We start from the raw sequence: 17,230 nt of genomic DNA, 5'->3' as shown, positions 1-17,230 counted from the left end.
CTCTCGGGCCGACCCCCCACAGGAGGACGTAAGTTGAAGCACCGACGCATACCCAAGCGGCGTGCAGCCGTGGCAGGTGCGGGCATCGCCGCACTGGTTGCCGCGGGAGTGACCTTGCAGACTGCGAACGCCAGCGAGACACCTGAGACGTCTGCGCCGAAGACCCTGTCGATCGGCGCGGCCGGAAAGCTCGCCTCGACGCTGGCGAAGGACCTCGGCGCCGACGCCGCGGGTACCTACTACGACGCGCAGACCAAGAACCTTGTCGTGAACGTCCTCGACGAGGCCGCCGCCGACGCCGTCGAGGCGGCCGGCGCCAAGGCCCGGGTCGTCGAGAACTCCCTCGCCGAGCTGAAGAGCGCCCGTACGACGCTCAAGCAGGACGCGACCATTCCCGGCACCGCCTGGGTGACGGACCCGGCGACGAACAAGGTCGTCGTCACCGCCGACCGTACGGTGTCCGACGCCGAGTGGACCAAGCTCGGCAAGGTCGTCGACGGGCTGGGTGCCACGGCGGAACTCAAGCGGACGAAGGGTGAGTTCAAGCCCTTCATCGCGGGCGGTGACGCGATCTCCGGTGGCGGTGGGCGTTGCTCGCTCGGCTTCAACGTCGTCAAGGGCGGTGAGCCCTTCTTCCTGACCGCCGGGCACTGCACCGAGTCCATCTCCACCTGGTCGGACTCCAGCGGCAAGGAGATCGGCACCAACGAGACGTCCAGCTTCCCGGACAACGACTACGGGCTGGTCAAGTACACCGCCGAGGTCGACCACCCGAGCGAGGTCAACCTCTACAACGGTTCCTCGCAGGCCATCAGCGGTGCCGCCGAGGCCACCGTCGGCATGGCGGTCACCCGCAGCGGTTCGACCACCCAGGTGCACGAGGGCAAGGTCACCGGCCTGGACGCCACCGTGAACTACGGCAACGGTGACATCGTCAACGGGCTGATCCAGACCGACGTCTGCGCCGAGCCCGGTGACAGTGGTGGCTCGCTGTTCTCCGGCGACAAGGCGATCGGGCTCACCTCCGGGGGCAGCGGTGACTGCACCGCCGGTGGGGAGACGTTCTTCCAGCCGGTGACGGAGGCGCTGTCGGCCACGGGTACTGAGATCGGCTGACGCGTTCGTTGCTTCGTGAAGTCCCGCCCCTTGTGTGAGGGGCGGGGCTTTCGCGTGTGCCTCCGGCGGTTGGGCGGGGATGCCTGCGGCGGCCTGTGCGGGTGCCTTCGGCGGTGGGGGCGGGGATGCCTGCGGCGGCCTGTGCGGGTGGGGTGGGGGTGCGCGTTGCGCCTGCGGGTGCGTTGTGGGTCGGGGCCGTGCCGGGGGGTGTCCGTCCTCGGTCGGGCGGTTGCCGTTGGGCTAGAGGTGCCGTGTCTTGACGCCCGCCGCTGCGGGCGGACACCCCCCGGCACGTCCCCTTCCCGCCGTACGCGGGTGCGGGTGCGTTCGCCCGGGTGTCTCTACGGCGTCTTGGTCCGGCCTGTTCGCAGTGACGCCGCCAGGAGTGTGACTACGATTCCTGCCGCCGCCCATGCCGAGAGGACCAGGAGTGAGTCGGTCGTGTCGTTGCCCTTGAAGTAGGCGATCGAGCGGGTTGCCCATGTACCCGCGCCCGGTGGCAGTGCCGGGCCGATGTCTCTCCAGAACGGGGGGAGCAGTGGGGGTGGGAGGGCGCCGCCGGCGCTCGGGTTGCCCAGGATGACGACGATCAGGATGACCAGGCCGATGCCGGCCAGGCCGAAGATGGCCTGGAAGGCGAGCGTGGCCGCGCCCACCGCGAAGATGATCAGGGCGCCGACGCCCCAGAGGGCGGCGATGCTGCCGGGGAGCGCGCCCAGGATCGGGCCGACGATCAGGGCGCCGCCGAGTCCGCCGACGAGGGCGACGAGGGCCATGGCGATGAGGCGGATCGCCGAGCGTTTGGGGGTGGGGCGGCCGGCGCCCGAGCTGATCGTCATGATCGAGGCGCAGAGGTAGCCGCCCACGCACCAGCCCACGGTCACGTAGAAGGACGTGAGCCCGTTGGCGTCGTGCGGGTCGGCGGGGGCCACGTCGATGGTGCGGAGGGTGCGTGCCTCGGATTTCTCCAGCGTGGCGATCAGGGTCTCCAGGGTGGTGGCCAGGACTCTGCCGCCTCCGGTGGCTACCAGGAGGGTGTCGGTGGTGCCGGTCGGGTCGACCAGCAGGGCGCCGTCGATGTCGCGGTTCAGGATTTGCTTGCGGGCTGTTGCCGCATCGGCCGCTGTGCGGGGGGCCAAGGGGTCGCCGGGCAGGTTTTCCAGTCGGTCCACTGTTTGTCGGGCGGCTACCTCGGGTGCCACGACCCCGAAGGGCACGTCCTTGGGCTTCGGGTCGTGGAGTGCGCCCACGTAGGAGGCGATGAAGAGCAGAGCGAGGGCGACCACGCCGGTCACGAGCAGCGTGGCCCGTGGAGTGACGGCGTCCTTCACCTCGGCCATGAAGGAGCGGTGCGGAGTGTCGGCGCCCGTGGTCTGCGTCATGCCCCCACGGTCCGGGCCGTCGGGCGTTTGTGCAGGTGGGAGGCGGCCGAACGGATGTCGTACGGATGTTCGAGAAACGGTCCGGAAATGGTCTATGGTGGGGGTGGGAGAGTTGGGAACTGATGTTCGAGAGCTGGTGTTCGGCCGGTCTCGGGCTCATGAGTCGGGAGGTGCGTGTGCCGGGTTTCACGCATCTGCACACCGTCTCCGGGTTCTCTTTGCGATACGGCGCCTCGCACCCGGAGCGGCTGGCCGAGCGTGCCTCCGAGCGGGGTATGGATGCCCTGGCGCTTACCGACCGGGACTCGCTCGGGGGAGCGGTTCGGTTCGCCAAGGCCTGTGCGGCGGCGGGGGTGCGGCCGTTGTTCGGTGTGGAGCTGGCCGTGGAGGAGTTCGGGCTCTCGGGGGTGGGGGAGTCTGTGGGGCGGCGGCGTCGGGTTCCGGTTCGGGGTGGCGCCTTCGTCGATGAGTCGATGCCTCGTGTCACCTTTCTTGCCCGGGACGGGGCCCGTGGGTGGGCCGATCTGTGCCGAATCGTTTCGGCTGCGCATGCCGGTGAAGGGCCGCCGCTGTTGCCCCGGCACGACAATCGGGGGGACGGGCTGATCGTCCTGCTCGGTACCGAGTCCGATGTGGGGCGTGCGCTTGCCGCCGGTCGTCCTGATCGGGCGGCCAGGCTGCTCGGGCCCTGGCGGGAGGTCTACGGGGATTCCCTGCGGCTGGAGGCCGTATGGCACGGGCGTAAGGGCACCGGGCCGGGGTCGCTGAGGCTGGCCGCCCGTACCGTCGGCTTCGCCGCCGAGCAGCGGGTGCGGCCTGTGCTGAGCAATGCCGTCCGGTATGCGGATCCCGGTCTGGGGCCGGTCGCCGATGTGCTGGACGCCGCGCGCCGGCTCGTGCCCATCGACTCCACCAAGGAACTGGACTCCGGTGAGGCCTGGCTCAAGGGTGCGGGTGAGATGGCGCGGGTTGCCGAGCGGGTCGTCGAGGCCGCGGGCTTTCGGCGCGATGCCGCGTACCGGTTGTTGGAGCAGACCGGGGCTGCCGCTGCCGGGTGTCTTGTCGATCCCGAGGACGACCTCGGTATCGGCAGCGTTCACTTCCCCGAGCCGTACCTCGTCGGCGCCGGGCAGCGCACCGCCCAGCGGGCGCTCGCCTCGCGGGCGGTGGCGGGCATGGTGCTGCGCGGTTATGACGGGCGGCGGGCGTACTGGGAGCGGATGCACCAGGAACTGGACATCATCGCCCATCACGGGTTCGCTTCTTACTTTCTGACGGTCGCTCAAGTTGTTGATGACGTAAGGAAGATGGGGATTCGGGTGGCCGCGCGGGGCTCCGGCGCGGGGTCGCTCGTCAATCATCTGCTCGGCATCGCGCACGCCGATCCCGTGGAGCACGGGCTGTTGATGGAACGCTTCCTGTCCAAGCGCCGGCTGGTGCTGCCCGACATCGACATCGACGTGGAGTCCGCGCGGCGGCTGGAGGTCTATCGCGCGATCATCGACCGGTTCGGGACCGAGCGGGTCGCGACCGTCTCGATGCCGGAGACCTATCGGGTGCGGCACGCGATCCGGGACGTGGGTGCCGCCCTGTCCATGGACCCGGCCGACATCGACCGCATCGCCAAGTCCTTCCCGCACATCCGGGCGCGGGATGCCCGGGCGGCACTGGACGAGCTGCCCGAGCTCAGGAAACTGGCGGGGGAGCGGGAGAAGTACGGCAAGCTGTGGGAGCTGGCGGAGGCTCTTGACGCCCTTCCGCGGGGCATCGCCATGCATCCGTGCGGGGTGCTGCTCTCCGACGCCTCCCTGCTGTCCCGTACGCCCGTCATGCCGACCAGCGGCGAGGGCTTCCCCATGTCGCAGTTCGACAAGGACGACGTCGAGGACCTCGGACTGCTCAAGCTCGACGTGCTGGGTGTGCGGATGCAGTCGGCGATGGCGCACGCGGTCGCGGAGGTGGAGCGGGTCACGGGGGAGCGGGTCGATCTGGACGCGCTCGACTTCGAGCGGGGGGACGGCGACCCGGAGACGTACCGGCTCATTCGTTCCACCGAGACCTTGGGCTGCTTCCAGATCGAGTCGCCGGGGCAGCGGGACCTGGTCGGGCGGCTTCAGCCGGCCACCTTTCATGATCTTGTCGTGGATATCTCGCTCTTCCGGCCCGGGCCGGTCGCCGCCGACATGGTGCGGCCGTTCATCGAGGCGCGGCACGGGCGGGCACCGATCCGTTATCCGCACAAGGACCTTCAGGAGCCGCTGCGGGAGACGTACGGGGTCGTCGTCTTCCACGAGCAGATCATCGACATCGTGCACATCATGACCGGGTGCGGGCGGGACGAGGCCGACCGGGTGCGGCGCGGGCTGTCCGATCCGGAGTCGCAGGGGCGGATCCGGGTGTGGTTCGCGCAGTACGCGGCGGCGGGCGGGTACGACGCGGAGACCATTCGGCGGACCTGGGAGATCGTCGAGGCCTTCGGGTCGTACGGCTTCTGCAAGGCGCACGCGGTCGCCTTCGCCGTGCCGACCTATCAGTCGGCCTGGCTGAAGGCCCATCACCCGGCCGCCTTCTACGCGGGGCTGCTCACCCACGACCCCGGGATGTATCCGAAGCGGCTGCTGCTGGCGGACGCGCGGCGGCGCGGGGTGCCGATCCTGCCGTTGGACGTGAACGTGTCAGGGGTCGCCCATCGTATCGAACTGGTGTCTGAATCGGAGGGTTCGAGAGGGGTTTGGGGGCTGCGGCTCGCCCTCTCCGATGTGCACGGCATCAGTGAGGCCGAGGCGGCGCGGATCGCGGAGGGGCAGCCGTATGCCTCGCTGCTCGACTTCTGGGAGCGGGGGCGGCCGAGCCGACCGCTCGCTCAAAGGCTGGCGCAGGTGGGCGCGTTGGACGCCTTCGGGGCCAACCGGCGTGATCTGCAACTGCACCTGACCGAGCTGCACCGGGGCGCCCGGGGCGGTGGCGGCGGACAGCTCCCCCTGGCCGGCGGGCGGAAGACGGCCGCGGCCGGGCTGCCCGACCTCAGCTCGGCGGAGCGGCTCAGTGCCGAGCTGGGTGTGCTGTCGATGGATGCCTCGCGCAATCTGATGGACGATCACCGGGCCTTCCTCGACGAGCTGGGCGTGGTCTCGGCGAAGCGGCTGCGCGATGCCCGGCACGGGGAGACGGTGCTGGTCGCGGGGGCCAAGGCGGCCACCCAGACGCCGCCGATCCGGTCCGGCAAGCGGGTCATCTTCAGCACGCTGGACGACGGGACGGGGTTGGTGGATCTTGCGTTCTTCGACGACTCGCACGACGCGTGTGCCCACACCGTCTTCCATTCCTGGCTGCTGCTGGTGCGCGGGGTGGTGCAGCGGCGAGGGCCGCGCAGCCTGAGTGTGGTGGGCTCCGCCGCCTGGAACCTCGCCGAGCTGATCGAGCTGCGCGACGAGGGTGGCCTGGACGTGGTGGCGGCGCGGCTGGCGGAGCCGGTGGCGGTGCCGACGGGGGACGGCGGGGATCCGGCGCGCGGCCGGCGAATCCATATGCCCACCGGATACGAACTGAATCCGTGGGCCGATCTGCGGCCGGCGGGTCAAGAGCCCTCACAGGTACGGAAGTTGTGGCACCAGAGTCCGGGGAGTGCGGGATGACCATCCTCTGCGTACGTTTCCAGCTGCCGCCGATGCACGAGGCGGCCCTGCCGGGGCTGCTCGGATTGCTGGAGGACTTCACGCCGGTGGTTCAGGCGCTGCCGCCGGACGAGGCGCTGGTCGATCTGCGGGGCGCCGAACGGTACTTCGGGCGCGACGCGGTCGAGCTGGCGTCGGTGATCCGGGTGCGCGCCCTCGCCCACCACGGCGTCGACTGCGTGATCGGCGCCGGGCCGGGGCCGATGCTGGCCCGCGTGGCGCTGCGGGACGCCCGGCCCGGGGTGACCTGTGCCGTCCCCGAGGAGCCGGGCGCCATCGCGGAGTTCCTCGCCGAGAAGCCCGTCGCCGCGCTGCCCGGCGTCGGCGCCGCGACCGCCCGCACCCTGTGCGCGTACGGCCTCGACACCCTCGGCCTGGTCGCCGCCGCGCCCCTGTCCACGCTCCAGCGTCTGGTCGGCGCGAAGGCCGGGCGTGAGCTGCACGAGAAGGCGAGCGGAATCGACCGGGGCCGGGTGGTGCCGAACGCCGTGTCGCGGTCGCTGGCCACCGAACGTCCCTTCACCCGCGACGAGTTGGACCCCGACCGGCATCGCCGCGCCCTGCTCTCGGCCGCCGAGGAACTGGGCGCCCGACTGCGCGCCCTGGACCAGGTCTGCCGCACCCTGACCCTCACCGCTCGCTACGCCGACCGCTCCTCGACGACCCGCAGCCGTACGCTGAAGGAGCCGACGGCCCACTCGGCGGCGCTGACCAGGGCGGCGTACGGCATGTACGACGCCCTCGGCCTCCAGCGCGCCCGCGTCCGCGCCCTCGCTCTGCGCGCCGAGGGCCTCGACCCCGCCGAGCACGCCTCCTACCAGCTCACCTTCGACCCGCGCGACGAGAAGGCCCGCCGCATCGAGGAGGTCGCGGACCGCGCGCGAGCGAAGTTCGGGGCGCGTGCGGTGATGCCGGGGGCGTTGGCAGCGTAACTCCCCTAACCTGTACGTCAGTTGGCCCACGGCGGCGTGATGCGCGTACCGTCGGCCAGCTCCGCCGCCAGGCCGATGGAGGTGGTGACCCAGGTGACGGCGGTCCGGTCGGTCGGGTTCTCGACGGTCAGGGTGGCGCCCGGGTTGATGATCAGGGTGTCGCCCGCCGTGATCCGGTCGGTGCGGTCGTCGAGCGTGATCAGCAGCTCGCCGTCGAGCAGGTGCAGGATCTCCTCGCGGTTGACGGTGTGTGCGGGCGCCTTGGTCCCGGCCGGGATCTCGCCCCGCCAGGCGCACAGCTCCTTGCTGCCGGTGCGGGGGGTGGCGTACGAGACGAAGCGGGCGCCGTGGATTTCGTGGGTGACGGCTTCGGATGCGCGGATGACTGGCACGGGTGCCCTCCTGGGCGTAGGCGGTACCTAGGCGGTACGAGATGGTCAAGCGGCTTGACTATATGGAACTATGGTCAAGCTGCTTGACCGATTCGTCAAGGGTGTTTCAATGCCTCCGTGCAGAACTCCGAAGCCATGGCCCTGTCCGCCGCCCTGCTCGCCGTCGCCGGTGAGCTCACGCAACGCATCCATGACGGCGTGGTCGCCCGGGGCTTCGAGGGGCTGCGGCCCGCGCACGGTTTCGCGTTCGCCCGGCTCGCCCCGAACGGCGCGACGGTGACCGACCTCGCTGCCCATCTCGGCGTGACCAAGCAGGCCGCGAGCCAACTGGTCGACGAGATCGTGCGCAAGGGCTATGCCGAGCGCCGGCCGCATCCCGATGACGCGCGTGCCCGGCTGGTCGTGCTGACCGAGCGGGGGTGGGCCTGCACCCGTGCGGCCGAGGAGGCGGCCGCGGATGCCGTGCGGGCGTGGGTCGATGTGCTCGGCGAAGGTGACGTGCGGGCGCTGTACGGCCAGTTGGGGCGCATCGCGCCCTATGGACCCATCAAGCCCGCCTGGTGACGGTTCATCAGGGGTTGTGAAACCGCCCCTTACTATCACTGGAAGTTTTTACTGACGCGTAACTTCACACGTCTACTACTCGCCCGTAACTTGACGAGTGAACAGCATCCTCGTGATCCGGATCACAGGGCGTAAGGCCGTCGCACCTCCCTTGAGCCGCAAGGAGATCACACGATGCTGCCCTGGAAACGAGCGCTCAGACCTCTGACCGCACTGCTGCTGACCGCCGCGGTCGCCGTCGTCCCCGCCGCCACCACCGCCCAGGCGGCCGATGCGGCGGCGACCTCGAGCAGTGGCTGGAACGACTACTCCTGCAAGCCGTCCGCCGCCCATCCCCGCCCCGTCGTCCTCGTACACGGCACCTTCGCGAACTCCGTCGACAACTGGCTGGGACTCGCGCCGTACCTGGAGAACCGCGGCTACTGCGTCTTCTCCCTCGACTACGGCCAGCTGCAGGGCGTGCCGTTCTTCCACGCCCTCGGCCCCATCGACAAGTCGGCGGAACAACTCTCCGCCTATGTCGACAAGGTGCTCACCGCGACCGGCGCCGCCAAGGCCGACCTCGTCGGCCATTCGCAGGGCGGCATGATGCCCCGCTACTACCTCAAGTTCCTCGGCGGTGCCGCCAAGGTGAACGCCCTCGTCGGCATCGCGCCCAACAACCACGGCACCACCCTGGCAGGGCTCACCAACCTGCTGCCGTACTTCCCCGGCGCGGAGGACCTGCTCAGCGCCGCCACTCCCGCCCTCGCCCAGCAGGTCGTCGGATCCGACTTCATGACCAAGCTCAACGAGGGCGGCGACACCGTCCCCGGCGTCCGCTACACGGTCATCGCCACCAAGTACGACGAGGTGGTCACGCCCTACCGGAGTCAGTTCCTGAACGGGCCCGGCGTGAAGAACGTCCTGATCCAGGACCTGTGCGCGGTCGACATATCCGAGCACGCGTTCCTGGGCCTGACCGACCGGATCGCCTTCCACGAGGTGGCCAACGCGCTCGACCCGGCCCGCGCCACCGCTACCACCTGCGCGTCCGCGATCGGTTGAGCACGTGAGCACGTGAGCACGTGAGTGCATGCGTGCATGCGTGCATGCGTACGGAGCACACCGCCGGGGCCTGACCGGCCTGAGCCGCCGGTCAGGCCCCGGAGCACTGGGGCCGCAGAGCCCGGGTCAGCGGCCGTGGCGACCGCCCGCCGCCGCCCGCCTGCGCACCGACGCGAACAGGACCGCCGAACCCAGCGCCAGGGTCGCCGCACCGCCCATCGCGAGGTACGCCGTGCTGCTGTCCCCGCCCGTCTCGGCGAGGTTCTCGGTGGCGCCGGCCGCCTTCGGCCGGTTGGCCGGGGCGGTGGACCGGCCCTCCTCGGCCGCCGCGACCGGCTCGGCCGCGACCGGCTCCGCCGACGTGTCGGCGTCCTGGTCCCCGTGGCCGTGGTGCTCGATCGTCGACTGGTCGGCACCGTCCTCGATCTGCTCCTCGGAGGGCGCGGAGGCGCTCGGCGCCGGGGCGGCCTCGCCGCTGTCGCCGCCCCCGCTGTCGCCGCTGCCGCCCCCGAACGTGACGTCCGAGCAGGAGTAGAACGCCTCCGGGCTGTCCGAGCGCTGCCAGACCGCGTACAGCAGCTGCTTGCCGGAGCGCTGGGGCAGGGTGCCGGAGAAGGTGTAGAAGCCGCCCGAGGCCGCCGGGTCCGTGGCCGTCGCCACCGGGTTCGCCAGGTCCAGGTCGTCCCAGGCCAGCGGCTTCGTCGGGTCGTAACCGGCCTTGGTGATGTACACCTTGAAGGTGCCCTTGTGCGGGGCGGTCACGCGGTACTTGAAGGTGTACGACCCGCTGCCCACGCTCGTCGCCGGCCAGTCGGCGCGGGCCAGATCCAGGCCCTTGAACGCGTCGCTGTTCGCGCTGCACAGCTTGCCGTCCGGGATCAGCTCCTGGTGGCGGCCGGCCGCGTCGCCGATGCGTATGCCGTTCCAGTCGTAGAGGGCCTGGGTGCCGCCGGCCGCGACCGCCGCCTTGCAGGCGCCGGACTTCGGGCTCTCGGGGCCTTCCGCGTAACACTGCGAGACCCGGCTGACCGGGTCGCCCATCGAACCGTGCGCCGAGGCCGGGGCGGTGGCGAGGGCGGTCAGGGCGAGCGGGGTCAGGCCGAGGGTGGCGACGGCGGCGGCCTTGCGGCGTGCGGGCATGAAAGGTCTCCTCAAGGGGGTCCTGATGCGTGGGGTGAATCCCGTGGGGGCGATCAGAAACTAGCCCGAGGAAACCGTGAAATCGCCTGCTGGAGGCGGGTGATGGCGATCTTTAGGGTCGTCTTAAGGGAGTGCTCAGACTGCGATCAGGTAGGTACCGTCGCGCTATGACGGACGATGACATCAGGCCGGCGGTCGCCGCCGACGTAAGCGCAGTGAAGGCCGTGACCGATGCCGCCTACCGGCACTACATAGAGCGCATCGGACGGGCGCCCGTGCCCATGGAGGCGGATCACGCGGCGAACGTGGCCGGGGGGAAGGTGTTCGTGACGGGCGATCCCGTGATCGGGCTCGTCGTGCTCGAGGTGTACGAGGATCATCTGTTCCTCGACAGCATCGCCGTCCACCCCGACGCGCACGGCAGGGGCGTGGGGCGGCGGCTGCTGCACTTCGTGGACGCACGCGCGCGTGCGCTCGGCCTGCCCGAGGTCAGGCTCTACACGAACGCCCTGATGTGGGAGAACCAGAAGATCTACCCGAAGTACGGCTATGAGGTCGTCGAGCGTCGCGTGGAGGGCCCGTACGACCGCATCCACTACCGCAAGCGGATCGGCTGAGTTGTCTCAGGCGACCGGCAGGGCGTCTCAGCTCTCCGGCCACCAGGTTCGCGCGATGTCCTTGCGGACCTCCGGTCGTCCCGAGGAGGACTCGTCCGCCTCCTCCCGGAGCCGGCGGGCATCCGTCTTCCTCTTCAGGGGCTTCTGCACGGTCACACGGCGCATGGCTGCCTCCTTCAGGGCCACCGAGTTCCGCTTTGTCACGGAGGTAGACCCTTTTGGCGAGAGTTCCTCATCGCTGCAGGTCCTGTCAGTGGCGGTGGTCACGAATCGACTGTCAGTGGCGGGTGTCACTCTTGGCCCATGACGAACGGTGAACACGCCATCACAGGGGCGGGTACGAGCGATGTGGACTGGGACGCGGAGGCCGCCTCCTTCGACGACGAGCCGGACCACGGCCTGCGCGACCCCGAGGTGCGCCAGGCCTGGGCTGCCCGGCTGCGGTCCTGGCTGCCCGAGCGCCCCTGCGACGTCCTCGACCTCGGCTGCGGCACCGGCAGCCTGTCGCTCCTCGCGGCCGAACAGGGACACCGGGTCACGGGGGTGGACCGGTCCCCGGCGATGGTCGACCTCGCCCGCGCCAAGCTCGCCGGGCGTGACGCCGCGTTCCTCGTCGGTGACGCGGCGGCGCCACCGGTGGGGGAGGAGCGGTTCGACGCGGTGCTCGTACGACATGTCCTGTGGACCCTGCCCGACCCGGGCCGTGTCCTGCGCCACTGGCGTGGGCTGCTGCGCCCGGGAGGGCGGTTCGTGCTGGTCGAGGGGGTGTGGGGGACGACCGTGCCGCTGGTCGGCATACCGGCGGCACGGCTCACCGCTCTTCTTGCACCCCTCGCCCGGGACGTGCGAGTGGAGCGACTGTCCGGTGACGCGCGGCTGTGGGGGAAGGCCGTGGACGACGAGCGGTACGCGGTGGTGGCGGAGGTCGCCTGACCAGGACGTACTGCCGGGAGCTATCCCAGCAGCCCGGCGAAGCCCTCCCCGCGCGCCAGCGCCTGAAGTGCGTCCAGCGCGGATACGGCGGCCGCGGCGGCCTGCGGATCCGTCCGCCCGAGGCCGCTCTCGGCGAACTCGTCCTCGTCCAGGCGGCGTACGTCCGAGCCGTCGGCGGAGCACCACAGGTCCAGGTCGAGGTCCTCGACGACCAGCTCCGCACCGGACAGCGTGGCCGGGCGGGTGACGTCGCAGTACCAGCCCTTGAGGGCGCCCGTGGCGTCGCGGACCTCCTTCACGGCGTACCAGCGGTCGCGCCAGTAGTACTCGGTGAAGACGTCGCCCGGCTCGAAGCGGACGAAGCCGAAGTCGCGGACCCCGGCGCCGGCCCAGGGGGCGCGAACGGCGACGCGGGTGCCGTCGTCGGAGAGCAGTTCGGCCTCGTAACGGATCTTCGTACGGCCGCCCTTGACCAGGACCACGTCCAGCACACTGGCCTGGTCAGCCGAGTTCGCGGACATAGCGCACCTCCGTCGCGCAGATCTCGTAGCCGAACCACTTGTTGATCGCGAGCATCGGGCCGTTGCCGGTGTCGTTGCCCGTGAACGCCTCCGTGAGCCCGGCGGCGCGGGCGCGGTGCAGGGAGTCGTTCTTGGCGAGCTTGGCGAGGCCACGGCCGCGGAAGGCGCGGGCGGTGCCGGTGATGACCGTGCCGTACCGGGTGCCCCCGTCCGTGCGGGCCACGCTGAAGGCGACGGGGCGGCCGTCGGCGACGACGACGGAGGTCAGCTCGCGGCTGAGGAGGGGGTGGTTCCAGGTCTCCTCCAGCCAGGCCTCGTAGTCCGTGAACTCGTAGGCGACGTCGCTCGGTTCGTCCGACGCCGCCTCCGCGTCCAGCTCGAACAGCGGGCGCGGATCGTCCGCGAAGTCGGCCCCCGTGCGCAGCTCCACGCCTGAGGGCGGGGCCTGGAGCGGGGGCAGCGTGCCGTGCGCCAGGTCCAGGCGGAGGAAGTGCGCCGAGCGGCCCTCACGGTAACCGTGCCGTTCGGCGAAGGCGCGGTTGCCCGGTGCGTCGAGGATCCAGGCGAACAGTCTGGTCGCTCCTCGCTCGGCCAGGTACTCCTCGGCGGTGCGGACCAGCAGCGCGCCCGCACCGCGGCGGGTGCGCTCAGGGTGGACGTACACGTTGACGTAGGCCTGGCCGGGCTCCGGGCTGTCGTTGACGAGCCCGACCTGGGCGGTGCCGATCACCTCGCCGTCCTCCTCCGCGACGAGCGGCCGGTAGTGGGCGTCCGGGTGGGTGTGGCTGATGGCGTAGGCGATGGAGTCCGGGGTCACCAGAAAGAAGGGGAGAGCGAGGTGCCGGACGTGGGCGAAGCCCTCGACGTCGGCTCGGACCTCGGGACGCAGGGGGCGCACGGTGATAGTCATCACGGCGCACGCTACTGGCGAGATCCGCCAGGCTGCCTCTCATTTTCCGGCAGGTACGGGACAATCGCTGCGTGACCTTGAAGATCCACATCGATGACAGTGCCCCGCCGTACGAGCAGGTGCGGGCGCAGATCTCCGAGCAGGCGCGAGCGGGGGTGCTGCCGGTCGGATACCGGCTGCCGACCGTGCGCGGGCTGGCGGAGTCGCTGGGGCTGGCGGCCAACACGGTCGCCAAGGCGTACCGGGCGCTGGAGAGCGACGGGGTGATCGAGACGCGCGGGCGCAACGGCACCTTCGTGGCGGCCGCCGGCTCGGCCGCGGAGCGTGAGCTGGCGTCGGCTGCACAGGCGTACGTGGAGCGGGCTCGCAGGCTTGGGCTCGCGGAAGCCGACGCGCTGGCGGCCGTGCGGGACGCCCTTCGGGCGGCTTACGGGGAGTAAGTAGTCAGCGGCGTGCGGCGAACTCCGGCGTACGGGTCACCGTAAGGCCCGCCCGCGTCGCCGCCCTCCCGAAGACCACCGAGTCCCGCACCGCCGCCCCGCCGGGGTCGTTGTTGAAATACGCGTACGTGTCCTCGGCGGCGGACCAGGTGGTCGCGATGCGGTCGACCCAGGTCTCCAGACAGCGTCGGCCGTAGCGGGGCCAGGGGTGGGCGCGGCCCTCGTGGAAGCGGACGTAGCCCCAGTCCGTGGTGCGCCACAGGGGAGTCACCGGACGGGCCTGGACGTCGGCCCAGCACAGGGCGGCACCCCGGGACTCCAGAACCTGGCGGGTGTTGGACGCCCACCAGGACTCGTGGCGGGGCTCGACCGCGATCCGCGTTCCGGACGGGAAGCAGGCCAGGCAGGCGTCGAGGAGGCCGGGGTCGGCGCGCAGGGTCGGCGGGAGTTGGAGGAGAACCGGCCCCAGGCGGTCGCCCAGGCCCGCCGCGTGGGACATCAGACGTTGGACCGGCTCCTCGGGATCCTTGAGGCGCTTGATGTGGGTGAGGTAGCGGCTCGCTTTCACCGCGACCACGAAGTCCCGCGGAACCCGGTCACGCCAGGCCTCGAAGTTCTCCCGTGTCGGCAACCGGTAGAACGCGTTGTTGATCTCCACCGTGGAGAAGTGCTCCGTGTACTCCTCCAGCCACAGCCGCATGGGCACATCGGTGGGGTAGAAGGCACCCCGCCAGTCTCGGTACTGCCATCCCGACGTCCCGACGAACAGGGTCATACCCCCATGAAAGCACCGCAGGGCTACAGGTACAGCCCCGCGTCCGCCCCGTCCCGGGGGTCCGGCAGCGACGTCGGGGACGTGCCCCGCTTCAGCGCGTACAGCTCTGCCAGGGTCGCCCCCTCCCGGCCGACACCCTCGTCGGTGCCCAGCCAGTTCACCGCCTCCCCGCGCGTCAGCGCCCCCACCTCGATGCGGGCCAGACAGCGGCCGGGGCGGACGACAGCGGGGTGCAGTCGCTCCAGGTCCTCGTTGGTCGTCACGCCGACCAGGACGTTGCGGCCCTGCCCCAGCAGGCCGTCCGTCAGGTTCAGCAACCGCGACAGCGCCTGGCCCGCCGTGTGCTTCGCCTCGCCGCGGATCAGCTCGTCGCAGTCCTCCAGGAGCAGCAGCCGCCAGCGGCCCTTGCCCGTCGAGTCCTCCTCGCCGATCGCGATGTCCATCAGATAGCCGACGTCACTGAACAGCCGCTCCGGGTCCAGCACGCAGTCCACCTGGCACCAGTCCCGCCAGGAGCGGGCCAGCGTCCGCAGCGCCGACGTCTTGCCCGTGCCCGGCGGGCCGTGCAGCAGGAGCAGACGGCCCGCGATGTCCTCGGGCGTCGTCTTCATCAGGCGGTCCATCGCGTCCGCGACCGGCGCGGTGTAGTTGGCCCGCACCTCGTCCCAGGTGCCCGCCGAGATCTGCCGGGTCGTGCGGTGCGGGCCGCGCCTGGGGGAGACGTACCAAAAGCCCATGGTCACGTTCTCCGGCTGCGGCTCGGGCTCGTCCGCCGCGCCGTCCGTCGCCTCGCCCAGCACCCGCGCCGCCAGTTCCTCGCTGGTCGCGGTCACCGTGACGTCGGCGCCCCGGTTCCAGCGGGAGACCAGCAGGGTCCAGCCGTCGCCCTCCGCCAGCGTCGCGCTGCGGTCGTCGTCGCGGGCGGCGCGCAGCACACGGGCGCCCGGCGGCAGCAGCGTCGCCCCGGACCGTACGCGGTCGATGTTCGCCGCGTGCGAGTACGGCTGCTCGCCCGTCGCGAAGCGGCCGAGGAACAGCGCGTCGACGACGTCGGACGGCGAGTCGCTGTCGTCGACGTTGAGCCGGATCGGCAGAGCGTCGTGTGGGTTCGCAGACATGGGGCCATGATCCGTCACGTGGCGGGGCTGTGCACCCGGTTTCCGTGGGACGTCCCGCCAACGTGCCATGTCCGGGGCCATGTCCGGGGCCGGCCCCGGACATGCCCGGGGCCGGGGCGGCCCGACGGGTGCCGTGCCCGAAGCTTCCGCTGTGTCCCCTCCGTCCGGTTGCAGGACCGGGTAGTTGCGAAACCTGCCCGCGCGGCTGTCACCGCCGTTACCGTTGTCCTTGATGGGACGTCATGGGTCGAATTCGGGGGCACGGCGGTGGCGGCTCACCGCGCTGCTCGGCGTGGGCGCCGCGGCTCTGGCCCTGCTCGTGACCCTCCTCAACACGCTTCCCGGGAACGGCGTGAACACCGACGGCACCTCACGCGACGGCGACAAGGTGCACGGCACCCCGACCGCCACGCCGGACGCCACGAATCCGGAGGTGGGCTGGGGCTTCACCCACACCCAGCACAGCGCCGACGAGGGCGCCGCCGCAGCCGTGCAGCGCGTCGAGGGACGGCTCGCGGACGCCGGGGGACTGCCGCAGATCCAGCACATCATGGGCTGGGGCGCCGACAACCCCGAGCCGGTCGAGGGGCGTTACGACTTCGAGGCGATGGACCGCCGTGTCGATTTCGTCCGCGCCTCCGGCAGCACCCCCGTCGTCACCCTGTGCTGCGCCCCCGACTGGATGAAGGGCGGCAAGGCCGGCGTCGACCACACGAACTGGAGCCAGGCCGCCCTGGAGACGGCGCCCGAGCCCGAGCACTTCGAGGACTTCGCCGCGCTGGCCGTGACCGTCGCCAAGCGCTATCCGGACGTACGGCACTTCATCGTCTGGAACGAGTTCAAGGGCTTCTGGAACGACGCCGAGGCCCGCTGGGACCACGAGGGCTACACCCGGCTCTACAACCTCGTCTACAAGGCGTTGAAGAAGGTCAACCCCGACATCATGGTCGGCGGACCGTACCTCGTGATGGACAGCGTCGACCCGCGCGCGGAGGAGGCGTCGACGGCACTGAGGGGCAGTTGGGGTGCCCTGGACCAGCGCACCGTCGACGCCTTCGCGTACTGGAACGAGCACAAGGCGGGCGCCGACTTCGTCGTCGTGGACGGCTCCAGCTACACCCGGGACGACGAGCTCCTGCCCGACGAGTTCACGGCCACCGACAAGTTCACGGCCGTGGGCCGGTGGGTGCGGCGGCAGACCGGTGACCTGCCGCTGTGGTGGGCCGAGTACTACGTCGAGCCCGCCGACGGCAACGACGATCGCAAGGGCTGGTCCGAGGCCCGCCGGGTCGCCGTCCAGGCCGCCGGAATGATCGCGTTGGCCAAGGGCGGCGCCTCCTCGGCCTTCTACTGGAACCCGGAGGAGGAGAAGGGCACCGAGTGCGCCGGCTGTCTGTGGACGCCGACCGACACCGCGGACGGCGGCGAGAAGCTGCCGATGTACGACCTGGTCTCCCGGTTCGGCAAGGAGTTCCGGCCGGGGACCGAGTACAAGAAGGTGTCCGTGGACGAGCCCGAGGTCCGGGCCCTGGCCACGGACAAGGTGGTCCTGGTCGTGAACGCCCTCGACCGGCAGACCAGCGCGAAGATCGACGGCAAGAAGGTCGAGCTGCAGGCGTACGAGGTGAAGTGGCTCAAGCGCTGAGCCCCTTCACCCCTGCGTGATCGT

General features: G+C 70.9%; 17 protein-coding genes. 9 read left to right on the top strand and 8 right to left on the bottom strand.

Annotated elements, in window-relative coordinates; all coding sequences use genetic code 11:
• Positions 1 to 33 precede the first annotated feature (33 nt).
• A complete protein-coding gene (locus PBV52_RS09485) occupies positions 34 to 1,116 on the top strand; it encodes a S1 family peptidase (protein ID WP_274237859.1) in 1,083 nt (360 codons plus the stop codon).
• A gap of 341 nt (positions 1,117 to 1,457) precedes the next feature.
• Here the strand turns inward: PBV52_RS09485 and PBV52_RS09480 are convergent, their stop codons facing one another.
• Positions 1,458 to 2,498 carry a DUF3533 domain-containing protein gene (locus PBV52_RS09480; protein ID WP_274237858.1) on the bottom strand — a complete coding sequence of 347 codons (1,041 nt, stop codon included), beginning with the start codon at positions 2,496 to 2,498 and terminating at the stop codon, positions 1,458 to 1,460.
• Positions 2,499 to 2,674: 176 nt separating this feature from the next.
• Here PBV52_RS09480 and PBV52_RS09475 point away from each other — a divergent pair, with 176 nt between their 5' ends.
• Both PBV52_RS09475 and PBV52_RS09470 read left to right on the top strand, forming a co-directional pair.
• A complete protein-coding gene (locus PBV52_RS09475) occupies positions 2,675 to 6,133 on the top strand; it encodes a DNA polymerase III subunit alpha (protein WP_274237857.1) in 3,459 nt (1,152 codons plus the stop codon).
• Complete coding sequence (locus PBV52_RS09470; RefSeq protein WP_274237856.1) at positions 6,130 to 7,104, top strand: hypothetical protein; 975 nt, start codon at positions 6,130 to 6,132, stop codon at positions 7,102 to 7,104. The genes PBV52_RS09475 and PBV52_RS09470 overlap by 4 nt, the downstream gene beginning before the upstream one ends.
• A 17-nt stretch (positions 7,105 to 7,121) precedes the next feature.
• On the opposite strand, the gene PBV52_RS09465 is transcribed toward PBV52_RS09470, so the two are convergent.
• Complete coding sequence (locus PBV52_RS09465) at positions 7,122 to 7,496, bottom strand: cupin domain-containing protein (protein ID WP_274237855.1); 375 nt, start codon at positions 7,494 to 7,496, stop codon at positions 7,122 to 7,124.
• A 117-nt stretch (positions 7,497 to 7,613) separates the two neighbouring features.
• Between PBV52_RS09465 and PBV52_RS09460 the strand changes: the two genes are divergently transcribed.
• Both PBV52_RS09460 and PBV52_RS09455 read left to right on the top strand, forming a co-directional pair.
• Entirely contained in the window at positions 7,614 to 8,060 is a 447-nt protein-coding gene (locus PBV52_RS09460; RefSeq protein WP_274237854.1) for a MarR family winged helix-turn-helix transcriptional regulator, read from the top strand.
• Positions 8,061 to 8,234: 174 nt separating this feature from the next.
• The gene (locus PBV52_RS09455; protein WP_274237853.1) at positions 8,235 to 9,107 is read left to right on the top strand and encodes a triacylglycerol lipase; all 873 of its coding nucleotides are present in this window, start codon (positions 8,235 to 8,237) and stop codon (positions 9,105 to 9,107) included.
• 126 nt (positions 9,108 to 9,233) lie between these two features.
• Here PBV52_RS09455 and PBV52_RS09450 read toward each other — a convergent pair whose 3' ends face one another.
• The gene (locus PBV52_RS09450; protein ID WP_274237852.1) at positions 9,234 to 10,247 is read right to left on the bottom strand and encodes a lytic polysaccharide monooxygenase; all 1,014 of its coding nucleotides are present in this window, start codon (positions 10,245 to 10,247) and stop codon (positions 9,234 to 9,236) included.
• Between the two features lie 167 nt (positions 10,248 to 10,414).
• On the opposite strand from PBV52_RS09450, the gene PBV52_RS09445 reads away from it, so the two are divergent.
• On the top strand, positions 10,415 to 10,864 hold the full coding sequence (locus tag PBV52_RS09445) for a GNAT family N-acetyltransferase (protein WP_274237851.1): 450 nt from the start codon (positions 10,415 to 10,417) through the stop codon (positions 10,862 to 10,864).
• 27 nt (positions 10,865 to 10,891) lie between these two features.
• On the opposite strand, the gene PBV52_RS09440 is transcribed toward PBV52_RS09445, so the two are convergent.
• Positions 10,892 to 11,029 carry a hypothetical protein gene (locus PBV52_RS09440; protein WP_274237850.1) on the bottom strand — a complete coding sequence of 46 codons (138 nt, stop codon included), beginning with the start codon at positions 11,027 to 11,029 and terminating at the stop codon, positions 10,892 to 10,894.
• 138 nt (positions 11,030 to 11,167) lie between these two features.
• Between PBV52_RS09440 and PBV52_RS09435 the strand changes: the two genes are divergently transcribed.
• On the top strand, positions 11,168 to 11,797 hold the full coding sequence (locus tag PBV52_RS09435; RefSeq protein WP_274237849.1) for a bifunctional 2-polyprenyl-6-hydroxyphenol methylase/3-demethylubiquinol 3-O-methyltransferase UbiG: 630 nt from the start codon (positions 11,168 to 11,170) through the stop codon (positions 11,795 to 11,797).
• Between the two features lie 20 nt (positions 11,798 to 11,817).
• Here PBV52_RS09435 and PBV52_RS09430 read toward each other — a convergent pair whose 3' ends face one another.
• Complete coding sequence (locus PBV52_RS09430) at positions 11,818 to 12,318, bottom strand: DUF402 domain-containing protein (protein WP_274237848.1); 501 nt, start codon at positions 12,316 to 12,318, stop codon at positions 11,818 to 11,820.
• Positions 12,299 to 13,228 (bottom strand): GNAT family N-acetyltransferase, encoded by a 930-nt coding sequence (locus tag PBV52_RS09425; RefSeq protein ID WP_274237847.1) that lies wholly within the window; start codon positions 13,226 to 13,228, stop codon positions 12,299 to 12,301. The genes PBV52_RS09430 and PBV52_RS09425 overlap by 20 nt, the downstream gene beginning before the upstream one ends.
• Before the next feature lie 71 nt (positions 13,229 to 13,299).
• Here PBV52_RS09425 and PBV52_RS09420 point away from each other — a divergent pair, with 71 nt between their 5' ends.
• A complete protein-coding gene (locus PBV52_RS09420; RefSeq protein ID WP_274237846.1) occupies positions 13,300 to 13,668 on the top strand; it encodes a GntR family transcriptional regulator in 369 nt (122 codons plus the stop codon).
• Positions 13,669 to 13,672: 4 nt separating this feature from the next.
• Here the strand turns inward: PBV52_RS09420 and PBV52_RS09415 are convergent, their stop codons facing one another.
• Positions 13,673 to 14,443, bottom strand: coding sequence for a DUF72 domain-containing protein (locus PBV52_RS09415; RefSeq protein WP_274237845.1), 771 nt, complete (start codon positions 14,441 to 14,443; stop codon positions 13,673 to 13,675).
• Positions 14,444 to 14,466: 23 nt separating this feature from the next.
• On the bottom strand, positions 14,467 to 15,561 hold the full coding sequence (locus tag PBV52_RS09410; protein ID WP_274237844.1) for a DUF5925 domain-containing protein: 1,095 nt from the start codon (positions 15,559 to 15,561) through the stop codon (positions 14,467 to 14,469).
• Positions 15,562 to 15,793: 232 nt separating this feature from the next.
• Between PBV52_RS09410 and PBV52_RS09405 the strand changes: the two genes are divergently transcribed.
• Positions 15,794 to 17,206, top strand: coding sequence for a xylan 1,4-beta-xylosidase (locus PBV52_RS09405; RefSeq protein WP_274237843.1), 1,413 nt, complete (start codon positions 15,794 to 15,796; stop codon positions 17,204 to 17,206).
• Positions 17,207 to 17,230: the final 24 nt, after the last annotated feature.

Origin of the sequence: Streptomyces sp. T12 (assembly GCF_028736035.1) — a bacterium.
Taxonomy (GTDB): Bacteria; Actinomycetota; Actinomycetes; order Streptomycetales; family Streptomycetaceae; genus Streptomyces.
This window is presented reverse-complemented; position numbering and strand designations above follow the sequence as displayed.